We start from the raw sequence: 13,633 nt of genomic DNA on the forward strand, positions 1-13,633 counted from the left end.
GAGCATTTTTGGGCGGAATCAGTCGCCAGAACCTGTTTTGGGGCATAACGGTGGGGACATATCTGTGCTAGGTAAGCGTCGTCTCCAACTACCCCGCGTATGCGCATTGCGGTGGATGAAACCGGAAAATTGAAGATGACAGTTCTGCCGACTTTCAGTGACGTGGTTGCGGCTTCGGCCCGGATAAAAGGGCAGGCTCATCGCACACCTGTTCTGAGGTCACGCTACCTGAATGCGCTGAGCGGTGTTGAACTGTTCTTCAAGGCTGAGAATTTCCAGCGGGTTGGGGCCTTCAAGTTTCGGGGGGCCACAAACGCGATTTTGGCTCTACCCGAAGATGTGCGGCAGAAAGGTATTATTGCGTTTTCGTCTGGCAATCATGCTCAGGCCATAGCCTGCGCCGCGCGTGAGGCCAGAGTGCCTGCCGTAATTGTCATGCCCGAAGATGCCCCCGCCGTAAAACTGGCCGCAACGCGGGGCTATGGCGCGGAGGTTGTGACCTATGACCGCTATTCCCAGGACCGGGAAGAAATTGCGGCACGCCTTGTGGCCGAACGGGGTGGAACGCTGCTGCCATCTTTCAATCACCCGGACATTATTGCCGGGCAGGGCACGGCAGCACTGGAACTTATGGAGGAAACAGGGCCGCTGGACGCCTTGTTCGTGCCTGTTGGCGGCGGCGGTCTGGCCTCGGGCTGCGCGCTTGTTGCGCATGAAGTGGCACCTGATTGTGCGGTAATAGGGGTGGAGCCTGCAGCAGGGGATGATGCCCGGCAATCCATGGCTGCAGGGCATATCGTAAAAATTGCCGCACCGCGTACAATTGCAGATGGCGCGCAGACAACAAGCGTGGGTGACATAACATTTGCACTCATGCAGCGCTATGTCCGCGACATTGTGACGGTGGACGATGCCGCTTTGGCCGCCACCATGCGCCTGCTGGCAGAGCGGATGAAAATTATAGTGGAACCCACTGGCTGCCTTGCTCCGGCAGCGGCCCTTGCCGCAGCCCCGCAATGGCAGGGGCGGCGTGTGGGTGTACTTTTGTCGGGCGGGAACATCGATATTACCCGATTTGCCCAGCTTGTAGGTTAAGAGGCATGGATATAGAACTTGAGCCTTGGTTAAGGCCATGCACCACAATAGTATTATCGCATCACACCGATGACGATATTCTTGATATGTTCCCGCGCCTGAAAAACCTTGGTGCGAGCGCGTTTGGTGAAGATGCCGACACTTTTGGTGAAACGCTGTACGATGTTATTCACGATGAACCGTACACGCGGGATCTGACGTTTAAAGTTCAGACAGTTCACGAATTAAAGACATTGCTGGCATACAGCAAAGAGGACTTGCAGCGGGTCAGTTCGGTTGTGCTGGGTATAGACCCGACAGCTAAGGTTACAGATCCGCCTGACTGGGGTGATTTGCCCAACCTGTGGGCATTCTGGTGTGCGGTCCTGTTTAGTTTCCAGAATGATCCTGAAGTGGAAGCGGGAAAAGAGATTGATCTGGAACCGCTCAACCACTTGGGGGCGGGTGGTTATGTGCTGTCCAACCATGTTGCTCTGACGGATGAACGCATTGCATATCGCTTTACCGTGGAAAAACGACCGGCTGTCTCATGCTTCGCATCGGCGAAAGAAGCGGAGGATGTGATTGGCCGGGTGCTCCACGAAAACGGCCATAAGATTGATAATTGGCTCAAAACCGCGAGAAAGGGAGCCAAGCTGGAGGTCGAAGGGCGCGTCTCGGAAGAAGGGGCGTTTATTGTCCGTGCCACAGACCGGGAGCGCAGGCGCGCACGATCCATACAAATTGTTATCGTCAATGAAGAATGGAACGGACTGGTTTATTATATCCACACGTTTAGGCTTTATTAAGTCTGGTATTTTCCTGTTTTGCGGGTGTTTGAGTCTGATGTGGTCAAAGGATATTGAAAAGTCTGACCACATTGGAAACTCAGGACAGGAAGATGCGGAGCAATCCCATGGGATGGGTAATCCTGCACGCATTTTGAATCTGCTTCTCAAGATAAACTGTGGCGAAAAAATCAGCCCTAATGAGGGGAGGAGGGGCCTCAGTGCGGGAGGGGGCTGTGGATCTGGTCTTTTTGTTCCATTTTGGGCAATCGCAACCTCGCAATTCCAACAGCTTATGCCTGTGATGGCTTTCCGGTGCAGGATGATGCGGAGTGAGACTATGGCAGGAAGGATATTTCCGCCCCGCAAAATGGGATTGTCCAATTTTATGCGCACAGCCAAATATCGCATAAGATATATTATGCCAACAAAAATGGGTGCGTAAATGGGATGCTGCGGATCGTTTGTGGTGTTCATGTATGCGCATCAGATGGGCCTGAAAACCCGGAATTTGGCGTCGAGTATCCTGTCTTTTAGCTTAACTCTGCCCTGATAAGTGATCGTTCCGATGGATTGAGAGGCATTCAGTGGTTGTTGGCGGTGTTCTGGCCGAGATTTGGCCATATCAAGCGCCCAGACAATGCCCTCGGCCATGCTGATGAATAAGCCGTGGTTACAAGCTGATTGTGCGTTGTCCGGTTAGCGTCCCGGAGCGGGCTTGGAGCAAAAATTGCACAAAATAAAATAGTGCAATGTGGTGCGTGATGGGGAGGATTGTCTATTTTTATATGTTGTTTTTGCGGAAATATATCTATAAGGAGTAGTTATATAAGGTTCTGTCATTCACTGTGATGGGTTGTGGATATTTTGTCTTCTGACAATACAGGTGTTATCGAGCAGTTGCGTGCCGTGCAGGATGACCCCGTTCGTCTGCTGCGCACGGCCCATGCTCTGCTGGGTGACCGGCTGGCGGTTATGTCGTCCTTTGGCGCGGAATCCGCCCTGCTGCTCGCCTTTGTAGCGGAGGCTGAACGCGACATGAAGGTGCTGTTCCTTAATACGGGCAAGCACTTCCCCCAGACACTCACATACCGGCGCGAGCTGGCCGACGTGTTGGGGTTGAGTAATGTTGAGGATATTGGCCCGTCCCCCGAACAGGTCAGCGATCGTGACCCAACGGGAGAACTCTGGGCCTTTGACCCCGATGCCTGCTGCAAACTGCGCAAGGTAGAGCCGCTGAATGTTGCCTCCTTGCCGTACGACGTGCTGGTAACCGGCCGCAAGCGTGGGCAAGCCGCCACACGCGCGGCAATGGAGATTGTGGAAGAGCGTGGCGATGGCCAAATCCGCATCAATCCGCTGGCCTTCTGGAGTGCGCAGGATATTGCTGCAGAAATGCAGCGCCGCGCCTTGCCACCGCACCCGCTGGTGGCCGAGGGATATTTATCCATTGGGTGTGCGCCATGCACGCGTCCGGTGGATGGGCATGAAGATGCCCGGTCAGGCCGCTGGTCTGGCCTGAACAAAACCGAATGTGGGATTCACGTCGCAGGATAACCTGCCGTACTGCATTCTAAAACATCAGCCTTACCCGTTAAAACTACAGGGTCGTGGAACATGGATCATCTTGATCAACTGGAAGCTCAGAGCGTTTTTATTCTGCGGGAGGCTTATCGTAAGCTAAAGCCGCTTGCCATGCTGTGGTCATTGGGGAAGGACTCCAATGTTATGGTCTGGCTGGCCAAAAAGGCGTTCCTCGGGCGCGTCCCCTTCCCTGTCATGCATGTGGATACGGGTAAAAAATTCCCCGAAATGTACCAGTTCCGGGACGAATATACCAAAAAATGGGAACTGGACCTGCTGCTGGGTGATTGCCCGCCGGTAGAGGAAATGGACCCCTCCCTGCCGCCTGCTGCCCGTTCTGCCGCCCGCAAGACCGCTGGCCTTGCCGCCATGATCGAAAAGCACAAATTGCAGGGTGTTATTGCCGGTATCCGCCGTGATGAGCAGGGCACCCGTGCGAAGGAACGCGTGTTCAGCCCGCGTGGTGCAAGCCACAAATGGGATATTCGCAACCAGCCGCCCGAATTCTGGGACCAGTATGCCACCCCGCACGAGGAAGGTATGCATATCCGTGTGCATCCGCTCCTGTCCTGGCGCGAGATTGACATCTGGCGTTACATCGAGCGCGAAGGCATTCCGCTGGTTGACCTGTATTTTGCCAAAAACGGCAAGCGTTACCGCTCTCTGGGCGATGCGGACATTACCTCCCCCGTGGAAAGCAATGCCGCAACTCTGGCAGAAGTTATTGCAGAGCTGGAAACAACCAAAACGTCTGAGCGTTCGGGCCGGGCCATGGATCATGAATCCGAAGATGCCTTTGAACGCCTGCGCGTAGCTGGTTATCTCTGATAGAGCGTGGATCGGAAAAAACGAAAATGAGTGATACGATTTCTTCCTCTCAGGATGCCGCAACCCCTATCGTTATCGTGGGGCATGTTGACCACGGCAAATCCACGCTTATCGGGCGTCTTTTGCATGACACGGATAACCTGCAGGACGGCAAGGTTGCCCAGATCATTGAATCCTCCAAAAAGCGCGGCCTGAAGATTGAATGGAGCTTCCTGCTCGATTCCTTGCAGATCGAGCGTGATCAGGGCGTTACGGTTGATTCCACGCGCATTCCCTTCCGGCTGGGTTCGCGCGAATACGTTATTGTGGATGCTCCCGGCCACCGCCAGTTCCTGCGGAACATGATTACCGGTGCGGCCGATGCAGAGGCCGCCGTGCTGGTGGTGGATGCCGTGGAAGGTGCACGTGAGCAGACCCGCCGCCACGCCATGCTGCTGCATCTGATCGGGATCAGGCATGTTATTGTTCTGCTCAACAAGGTGGACCTGCTTGAGTTCGATCAGGCCAAGGTTGAAGCTGTTGAGGTTTCGGTTAACGAACTTCTGGGCAAGCTGGGGCTGGAAGCTGCCTATTTTGTTCCCGCCTCCGCCCGGGATGGGGACAACATTGCCAGCCGCTCCGACCGCATGCCCTGGTACAACGGCCCAACCCTGACCGAAGCACTGGCACGTGTGCCCACGCCCGCTTCCCGCTCGGAACTGGCGCTGCGCCTGCCCGTGCAGGACGTTTATCGCTTTGGGGACAAGCGTTACGTGGCTGGCCGTATTGAGCGCGGTCGGGTGCGTGTGGGTGATACGGTTGTTATTGGCACCCAGAAAACCCCTGCCCGCATTGCCTCGATTGAAGGCTGGCACACTGCCCCGCATGTGAGTGCTTCGGCAGGCCAATCCATTGCGGTTACGCTGGAGCCTGATGTTATTCCCGATCGGGGCGATCTGCTGCACCATGTGGACACCCCGCCCACTCAGGCATCACGCGTGCGGACCCGCCTGTTCTGGCTGCGGCAGGAGCCTTTGCGTGTGGGTGAGAGCTTCCGCCTGCGGCTGGCCACGGCCGAACATGCGGTGACCGTGACCAGCATTGAGTCCGTTGTTAATCTGGACGATCTGACCATGCACCCCGGCACGGAAGTGCCACCCGAAGGCTTTGCTGAAATCACGCTTGCCGCAGCAGAGAACATTCAGTTCGATGCCTTTGCACCGGGCACGCCGGACGGGCGTGGTGTTCTGGTGGACCTGCAGCAGCGTATTGTAGGGGGGGCTCCCCTTATTGGCCCGGCAGAAATTGCCGTGGGCGATAAAGCCATTCACCCAAGTGCCAGTGCTGTGACCACGCAGGACCGCCAGCGCGTTAAGGGCCACAAAGGCAGTGTGTTCTGGCTTACCGGGCTGTCGGGTGCGGGTAAAAGCACGCTGGCGCGGGCTGCAGAAAATGCTCTGTTTGCCGCAGGTGTGGACGTAAGCGTGCTGGACGGGGACACGCTGCGTGCAGGGCTGTGCAAGGACCTTGGCTTTGCCGAAGCCGACCGGACCGAAAACGTGCGCCGTGCGGCAGAGGTCGCGCGTATTCTGCGCGATGCCGGGCAGGTGGTGCTGGTTGCCCTGATTTCCCCCCTGCGTTCAGACCGCGAACTGGCCCGCCAGATTATTGGTGAAGGGTTTGAGGAAGTGTTTGTGGATGCCGATCTGGGTACCTGCGAACAGCGTGACCCCAAAGGCCTGTATGCTGCGGCCCGTGCAGGGAAAATTAGCGGCTTTACGGGCATTGATGCTCCGTATGAAGCCCCGCAGGCCCCTGCCCTGCGTGTGGCAACAGGCAATGGGAGCGTGGAAAAAGCGGTCTCCCAGCTTGTTTCCTTCGTGGAAGGCAGTGTGCGTTCCGGTGGCAGCGCCCGCGCACGGTCCTGATATTATAGCAAGAATGGCCGCTGCGGCATAAAGGTCGTGGTGGCCACTTTTCAGGCGCTCTTGTTCGCCTGTAAGGTACGATTTTTAAAAGGTGGGCAGGCAGATATATGAGTGCCATGTCATGACTCTGTCGCGTCTTGCTTTTTTTAGGGCTGGCGGCTCTGCCCTGCCCGGCTACAGGCTGTCGCTCACGCTAACATTGGCGTGGACGGGCTTTTTTATCATTCTGCCTCTTTCTACCCTGCTGGTTTATCCGTGGCAGGGCGGCACCGGCTCCATGCTGTCTGCCTTGCATGACAGCCGCATGCTGGCGGCATTGTGGACGAGTTTTTCGTGCGCAGCTATTGCTGCGGCATGCAACATACCATGCGGGCTGCTGCTGGCCTGGGCTCTGGCGCGGGGTAACCTGCCGGGGCACCGTCTGGCAGATGCGCTGATCGACCTGCCGCTGGCCCTGCCTACGGCCGTTTCAGGCATTACGCTTGCAACGCTCTATGGGCCGCACGGGTGGCTGGGGTCCCTGCTGGCGGTTTTCGGGGTCAGTGTTTCCTACAACAAGGCTGGCATTGTGCTGGCACTTATGTTCGTGGGGCTGCCCTTTGTAGTGCGTGCAGTGGAACCGGTCCTGCGCAACCTGCCGCAGGAACTGGAGGAAGCCGCACATCTGCTGGGGGCAAGGCCATGGCAGATTTTTGTGCGCATTATTGCTGCCCCCGTTTTACCCGCGCTCATAACCGGGTTTGGTCTGGCTTTTGCCCGTGGCATTGGGGAATACGGGTCCGTTATTTTTATTGCGGGTAACCAGCCGTTTAAAAGCGAAATCGCACCTCTGCTGATCGTGGTCAGGTTGCAGGAGTTTGATTATCCGGGTGCTACCGCCATTGCCCTTGTGCTGTTGTGCGTCTCACTTCTTTCGCTCGCACTGATCGGTGGTGTGCGCCGTCGCTTTGCCGTGTGGAGTGAACCAGCATGACCCGTTATGTGGTATGGGCTGCAAGCTGGCTTTTTATTCTTGTCGTGCTTGTGACCCCCCCGGCACTGGTGCTGACCGAAGCGCTCAAGGATGGCGTTGGGGCATCTCTGGCCACGTTGTCGGACCCCGATGCACAGGCTGCTATCTGGCTGACACTGCGCGTGAGTGTTGTGGCTGTTGTACTCAATACCCTCTTTGGTATTCTGGCAGCGTGGGTGCTGGTCAAGTTTCGCTTTCCGGGGCGGCAGTTCCTGCAAATTCTGGTGGAACTGCCGCTGAGCATTTCGCCCGTTGTTTCGGGGCTTGTCTGGTTGCTGCTGTTTGGTGCCCAAGGGTGGTTTGGGCCGCTGCTGGAGCGGTGGAATATCCATATCGCTTTTGCCGTGCCGGGTATTATTCTGGCCACATTGTTTGTGACGCTGCCTTATGTCGTGCGCACGGTCATGCCGGTCATGGAGGTGCAGGGGCGTGATGCGGAGGAAGCTGCTGTTCTGGCGGGAGCCGGGTTTTGGCAGGTTCTGTGGCATGTCACCCTGCCGGGTGTACGCGGGGCTCTGCTTTCCGGCGTGTTGCTGACAACTGCCCGTGCTCTGGGGGAGTTCGGGGCGGTATCGGTCGTGTCCGGCCATATACCGGGTGAGACGGAAACCATGCCGTTGCATATTGAAAATCTTTATAACGGCTACCAGTCAGTCGCGGCCTTTACCATGGCCGCTCTGCTGGCGCTTATGGCCATGAGTGCGGTTCTGCTCAGGTCCGCACCGGAATGGCTTGCAAGATTGCAGGAGAAAAAGGCGTGAGTATTGAGGTCTGCAATCTGGTTCGTCTGGTTCCGGGCGCGCGGCAGCCACTGCTGGATAACGTGTCCCTCAAAGTGCCCGATGGTGCGTTTGTTGCTCTGGTCGGGCCTTCGGGGGCTGGCAAAACAACCTTGCTGCGCGCCATAGCCGGGCTGGACAACTGCAGCAGTGGGTCCATCCTGCTGGATGATAGCCCCATGACCAGCGTAAAGGACCGTGCGGGCCGCATGGGGTTTGTGTTCCAGAACTATGCCCTGTTCCCGCATATGACGGTCGCACGCAACATTGCCTTTGGGCTGGATGTGCAGCCCCGTGCGGAGCGCCCTGCCCGCGCCCAGATTGCCCGGCGGGTGGAAGAACTGCTGGAACTGATGCAATTGCAGGGCATGGGGGGCAAGCACCCAGCCAAGCTGTCGGGTGGCCAGCGGCAGCGTGTGGCACTCGCGCGCGCGCTGGCAACAGGGCCGCGCGTTCTGCTGCTGGACGAACCTTTTGGTGCGCTGGACCCCATTGTACGCCGTTCTATCCGGACATGGCTGCGTGAACTGCACGATACGCTGGGCCTGACCACCATTCTGGTCACGCATGATCAGGAAGAAGCCCTTGAGGTGGCGGACCGTATTGTGGTCATGCAGTCCGGCAGAATTGTGCAGGATGCCTCCCCCATGGATCTGGATGAGCAGCCCGCGACCGAATTTGTGATGGAGTTTCTGGGGGAAGCCGTGTCTTTCCCCGGGGAAGTCCGGCATGGCCGCATGATCCTGGATGACGCGCTGGTCCTGCCTTTCGCTGTTCCCGAGGGTGTGACAGACGGCCCTGCCGTTGCCATGATCCGCCCGTATGAAATGAACATACAAAAGCCGGCATCGGAACAGGACGTGCTGAGCATTTACGCAGCCCCCCGGGGCACGCGGAATGGCTACAGGCATTATACGCTCCAGCTTGGGGAGCGGGTTGTGCCGTTTTACCGCCCGGTGGATGAGGCCGATGTGCAGGTGCAGGGTGTCGCGCTGGACATCAGCCGCTCCCGCCTGTTCCGTCAGGGACTTTTGTGTGCATGATACGCGTCTGATGCGTGATATGTTGATAAAGACGAAAATTTATGTAATTTTCTGTCGTGGAATACGCGGAAAGGTATGAGCGTGGATCGCAGGAATAATCGTCGTGATAGTGAAGGCTGTAGTGTTGTTACAGCCAACCGTCTGCTTGATGGCCGGATTGTCTGGCTGGATGCGCAGGGAAAATGGCAGTTGACCATTGGTCAGGCATGCCTGTTCCCCAATGACGGAATGGAAGACCTGCTACGTTCCCAAAATGCCCGTGCAGGGGCGGATAATGTGGTGGGGGTTTACGGTGTGCAGGTGGAAGAGACCGCGCACGGCCCGCGCCCCCGCACTACGCGCGAGCGTATCCGTGCCGCAGGCCCGAGTGTTCATGCTGAATTTACGCCCCTCTGGCAGCCCGCCCCCGCTGCTGCAAGTGGCTCCTGAATAAAACCCGACGGACCAAAACCATGCCCCACTCTCCCCAGCCCCCAGCAGACGTCGGCCGGTATGCGTATGACGCGGTTGACCGTACATTCCTCAAACAGCGGGTCGAACAGTTCCGTGATCAGGTGCAACGCCGGATTTCTGGCGCCCTGAGTGAAGATGAGTTCAAACCCCTGCGCCTGATGAACGGCCTTTACCTGCAACTGCATGCCTACATGCTGCGGGTGGCTATTCCTTATGGTATTGTCAGTGCCAACCAGATGCGCACGCTGGCCCATATTGCCCGGCGATATGACCGGGATTACGGGCACTTTACCACGCGCCAGAATATCCAGTTCAACTGGATCCGGCTGGAAGATACGCCTGATATTCTGAATATTCTGGCTGACGCAGAAATGCACGCCATCCAGACCAGCGGGAACTGCATCCGCAACGTCACATCCGACCAGTTTGCCGGTGCTGCCCGTGATGAAGTTCTGGACCCGCGCGTACATGCGGAAATTCTGCGCCAGTGGTCCACCCTGCACCCCGAATTTACGTTTTTGCCGCGTAAATTCAAAATTGCCATTTCGGGCAGTGCGCAGGACCGTGTTGCCGCCCGTTTTCATGACATTGGGCTGCTCGCACGCAAGGGAGAAAATGGGCGTGCGGTGTTCGAGGTCTATGTTGGCGGCGGTCTGGGGCGTACCCCGGTTATTGGCGTAAAACTGCGCGATGACCTGCCAGAAGAAGACCTTATCGCGTACCTGGAAGCTGTTCTGCGCGTCTATAATGCGTACGGGCGGCGCGATAACATTTACAAGGCCCGGATTAAAATCCTTGTGCAGGCTCTGGGCCTTGGCGCGTTCCGTGATGAGGTCAATGCCGAGTTCATGGCCATGGATCGCAGCCGGTACCGTTTGCAGCCCGAAGTCGTGGCTGCCATTCGCGCCCGCTTTGCCACCCCAGTGTTTGAGGATGCCTCTGCCGGTACTGCCCAGCTGGCAGCCCAGACCAAGGTGGACCCAGCCTTTGCCGCATGGGTAGGCACCAATACCCACCCGCACCAGCAGGACGGGTATTGCAGTGTAACCATTTCGTGCAAGCCTGCGGGTGGTATTCCGGGGGATGTTACATCTGCCCAGATGGACCTGCTGGCAGATCTGGCGGACCAGTACAGCTTCGGCGAACTGCGGATTACACACCTGCAGAACGTGGTGCTGGGGCATGTGCGCAAGGATAGCCTGTTTGCGCTGTGGCAGGTGCTCAGCGCCAATGGTCTGGGCACGGCCAATATCGGCATGATAACCGATATTATTGCCTGCCCGGGGCTGGATTACTGCGCACTGGCCAATGCCCGTTCCATTCCCATTGCCCAGAAGCTGAGCCAGCGCTTCTCCAACGCTGCCCTGCAGCAGGAAATTGGCGCGCTCCGGCTGAATATTTCAGGCTGCATCAATGCCTGCGGTCATCACCACGCCGGGCATATTGGTATTCTGGGTGTTGATAAACGTGGGGAAGAAGCGTTCCAGATCACTCTGGGCGGTAATAGCGGGGAAGATGCTTCCATCGGCCAGATTATTGGCTCGGCCATGTCGGAGGATGAAACGGTTGATGCAATTGCCAGAATTGTTGATACCTATCTGGTCCAGCGCAAGCCGGGCGAACGTTTTATTGAAACCTGCCGCCGCCTAGGCGCCGCGCCATTCAAGGACGCAGCTTATGCCACTGCTTGAGAACGGTCAGATTGTACAGGATGGATGGACGCTGGTTGAGGATGGCCAGCCCCTACCTGATGGCGACATTCTGCTGCCTCTTTCCCGGTTGTCCGAAGGGCTTGGGCGGAATGGCAAAGGGCGTCTGGGCATTGTGCTCAAGCCTGACGAGCGGGTGAGCGACCTAAAGGAAGCCCTGCCCCGCCTTGACCTTGTCAGCCTGAATTTTCCTATTTTCCGGGATGGGCGGGCATTTACACAGGCCCGCTCCTTGCGCGAGCATCTGCATTTTGCCGGTGCCGTGCGTGTAACGGGGCATTTTCTGCCGGATCAGTATGAGTTCCTGCTCCGCTGTGGTGTTAGCCAGCTTGTTATTCCCGAGCAGAGCGATCTGGCGGTGTGGCAGCAGGCGCATGAGCGGATAACGGTTGCCTACCAGCCGTCCGTTCTGAACGAACGCCCGGAAGGATTTGCATTCAGGCGGTTCCTGACTCCCTGAGAGTATGGCTGTGCCACGGGTGTGGAAGAGTGCAAGCGGGCTTTTTCGTTCCATTGTTGTGGGGGCCATCCGGGCCTACCTCGGGTTCGCATTGCGGACCACGCGATGGACCTTTAAAATTGACCCGCAATCCTACCTTTACCTGACCAGTCAGGAGGGGCGGACAGCCGTTGTGGCTTTCTGGCATGAGGTGCTGCCCCTAACTCCCGCCTTGTGGTGGTGGGCTGAGCGCCAGAATCCCGCAGTGCATCTGCGGGTTCTGGTGAGCCGCAACAGCGATGGCCGGGTGATAGCCGATGTGGTTGCGCCGTGGCGGATCTGGTCCATAGCCGGTTCATCAAATACCAGAGGTAAAAGCAAGGGCGGCGCTGCGGCCATGTTGCGTATGCGCGCCAGCCTGCTGCATGGTTGTCTGGTTGCCATCACCCCCGATGGGCCATGTGGGCCACGTAGGCAGACACAGCAGGGGGCCGAAGCGCTAGCGCGGCTGGTGGGCAAACCTGTTATTCCCATGGGGGCATCCTGCCGGGCCATACGACTTAAATCATGGGATAAAATGTTTTTCCCCCTTCCTTTTGGGCGCGGTGTGTTTGTGAGCGGCGCACCTTTATGGCCTACTCCGGATTGCCAGATGCAGGATCCGGCCTTTAACCTGCAAACCCACATGAACAACCTTATGGAGCAGGCTCGGGTGGAGCAGCAGCACGCAGCCGCCGGGCATATTGCTCTCCGGCCGCAGGTCACATGCCCTTCGCATATATGGAAAGGTGTGGGGGCGTTGCTGGCACCAGCCCTTCCGCTTTATCTGCGCTGGCGGCAGAGCAAGGGGAAGGAAGTCGCCGGCCGGGTGCGCGAAAAAATGGGTTTTGCCACCTGCCCTCGCCCGTCTGGCAAACTCTTGTGGTTTCATGCCGCCAGTGTGGGAGAGGCTTTGTCTATTCTGCCGCTGGTGCAGGCTTGTTTGCGGCAGAACGCACATATTACTGTACTGGTGACAACGGGCACGGTTACAGCCAGCACCATTGTGGCGCAGCGCTTTGCGCACGACCGGGTTGTACATCAGTTCATGCCCTTGGATGTACCAAGGTGGTGCCAGCGGTTTTTAAACCATTGGGCACCACAGGCCGCTGTTTTTACCGAGAGTGAGTTGTGGCCCACGGTACTGGGGGCATGCCACGCCCGTAACCTGCCTGTTGTGCTGGTCAACGGGCGGATGTCTGCATCGTCCTTCCGGTTCTGGCAGCGTGTGCCCGGTGTTGCGCAGCGCATGCTGGCCCCGTTTGCATGGGTTTCTGCCCGGACGGAGGAGGATGCACAGCGCCTGCGGTCTTTGGGAGCGCTCTCACAACTCTCTCCGGGAGACCTGAAAACCGCGGCCCCTCCTTTGCCCGTGGATGCTCAGGTTCTGGCCGATTTGCGGGCAGTCATAGGGGAACGTCCCGTATTTGTAGCCGCCTCCACCCATGCGGGGGAGGAGGAGGTCATAGCGCGTGCAGCACACATTATTCGCCAGACATACCCCAACCTGCTGAGCATTATTGTGCCGCGTCACCCCGAGCGCGGGGCAGACATTTCATCCCGTTTAAACTCAGCGCCAAGGCGGGCGCAGAATGCCCTGCCTACAGAGCGAGATGCTTTTTGGGTGTGTGATACGCTGGGCGAACTGGGACTATTCTTCAGGCTGGGGGATTGTACCTTTATTGGCAACAGCCTGCCGGTCTGCCCCGGTGGAGGACATAACCCGTTTGAGCCCGCACGCCTTGGCTGTGTGGTGGCAACAGGCCCGCGGGTCCATAATTTTGAGGAAGCCTATCAGGCACTGCATGAGTGCGTGCAGGATGTGCAGGATGAGCAGTCTCTGGCCGCATGGGTTGTAAGGATGCTCTCCTGCCCTGATGCGCGGGCTGTGCTGGCACAGCAGGCACAGGCCGTGGCAACGGTTAACGCAACCCTGCCCGATGATCTGGCCCACCAGATTCTGGAACTCATATGGTAA

12 protein-coding genes and 1 pseudogene are annotated in these 13,633 nt (G+C 57.7%); all 13 read left to right on the forward strand.

All coding sequences use genetic code 11. The features are described from left to right. Positions 1–135 precede the first annotated feature (135 nt). Positions 136–1,095, forward strand: coding sequence for a threo-3-hydroxy-L-aspartate ammonia-lyase (locus HK20_RS04720; RefSeq protein ID WP_086646061.1), 960 nt, complete (start codon positions 136–138; stop codon positions 1,093–1,095). A gap of 86 nt (positions 1,096–1,181) precedes the next feature. Further along, positions 1,182–1,511, forward strand: a pseudogene (locus HK20_RS13330) (hypothetical protein); the annotation flags it as partial. Between the two features lie 36 nt (positions 1,512–1,547). Continuing rightward, complete coding sequence (locus HK20_RS13335; protein ID WP_369823026.1) at positions 1,548–1,883, forward strand: RNase A-like domain-containing protein; 336 nt, start codon at positions 1,548–1,550, stop codon at positions 1,881–1,883. Positions 1,884–2,720: 837 nt separating this feature from the next. Beyond that, positions 2,721–3,419, forward strand: a complete 699-nt coding sequence (locus HK20_RS04735; protein WP_086645929.1) for a phosphoadenylyl-sulfate reductase — start codon at positions 2,721–2,723, stop codon at positions 3,417–3,419. 60 nt (positions 3,420–3,479) lie between these two features. Then, positions 3,480–4,274, forward strand: a complete 795-nt coding sequence (gene cysD / locus HK20_RS04740; RefSeq protein ID WP_048853880.1) for a sulfate adenylyltransferase subunit CysD — start codon at positions 3,480–3,482, stop codon at positions 4,272–4,274. A 26-nt stretch (positions 4,275–4,300) separates the two neighbouring features. Beyond that, on the forward strand, positions 4,301–6,181 hold the full coding sequence (gene cysC, locus HK20_RS04745; protein ID WP_086645930.1) for an adenylyl-sulfate kinase: 1,881 nt from the start codon (positions 4,301–4,303) through the stop codon (positions 6,179–6,181). Between the two features lie 121 nt (positions 6,182–6,302). After that, positions 6,303–7,154, forward strand: a complete 852-nt coding sequence (gene cysT, locus HK20_RS04750) for a sulfate ABC transporter permease subunit CysT (RefSeq protein ID WP_086645931.1) — start codon at positions 6,303–6,305, stop codon at positions 7,152–7,154. Further along, positions 7,151–7,954 carry a sulfate ABC transporter permease gene (locus HK20_RS04755; RefSeq protein WP_086645932.1) on the forward strand — a complete coding sequence of 268 codons (804 nt, stop codon included), beginning with the start codon at positions 7,151–7,153 and terminating at the stop codon, positions 7,952–7,954. The genes cysT and HK20_RS04755 overlap by 4 nt, the downstream gene beginning before the upstream one ends. Then, positions 7,951–9,015: a sulfate/molybdate ABC transporter ATP-binding protein gene (locus tag HK20_RS04760; protein WP_086645933.1), complete on the forward strand. Its 1,065-nt coding sequence runs from the start codon at positions 7,951–7,953 to the stop codon at positions 9,013–9,015. Before HK20_RS04755 ends, HK20_RS04760 begins: the two co-directional genes overlap by 4 nt. An 81-nt stretch (positions 9,016–9,096) precedes the next feature. Next, entirely contained in the window at positions 9,097–9,444 is a 348-nt protein-coding gene (locus HK20_RS04765; RefSeq protein ID WP_086646062.1) for a DUF2849 domain-containing protein, read from the forward strand. A 23-nt stretch (positions 9,445–9,467) separates the two neighbouring features. Beyond that, a complete protein-coding gene (locus HK20_RS04770; RefSeq protein WP_086645934.1) occupies positions 9,468–11,159 on the forward strand; it encodes a nitrite/sulfite reductase in 1,692 nt (563 codons plus the stop codon). Further along, entirely contained in the window at positions 11,146–11,637 is a 492-nt protein-coding gene (locus HK20_RS04775; RefSeq protein ID WP_086645935.1) for a DUF934 domain-containing protein, read from the forward strand. The genes HK20_RS04770 and HK20_RS04775 overlap by 14 nt, the downstream gene beginning before the upstream one ends. Positions 11,638–11,641: 4 nt before the next feature. Beyond that, positions 11,642–13,633, forward strand: coding sequence for a glycosyltransferase N-terminal domain-containing protein (locus HK20_RS04780; protein ID WP_086645936.1), 1,992 nt, complete (start codon positions 11,642–11,644; stop codon positions 13,631–13,633).

Source organism: Acetobacter sp. DsW_54, assembly GCF_002153575.1.
In the GTDB taxonomy this organism is placed as follows: Bacteria; Pseudomonadota; Alphaproteobacteria; order Acetobacterales; family Acetobacteraceae; genus Acetobacter; species Acetobacter fabarum.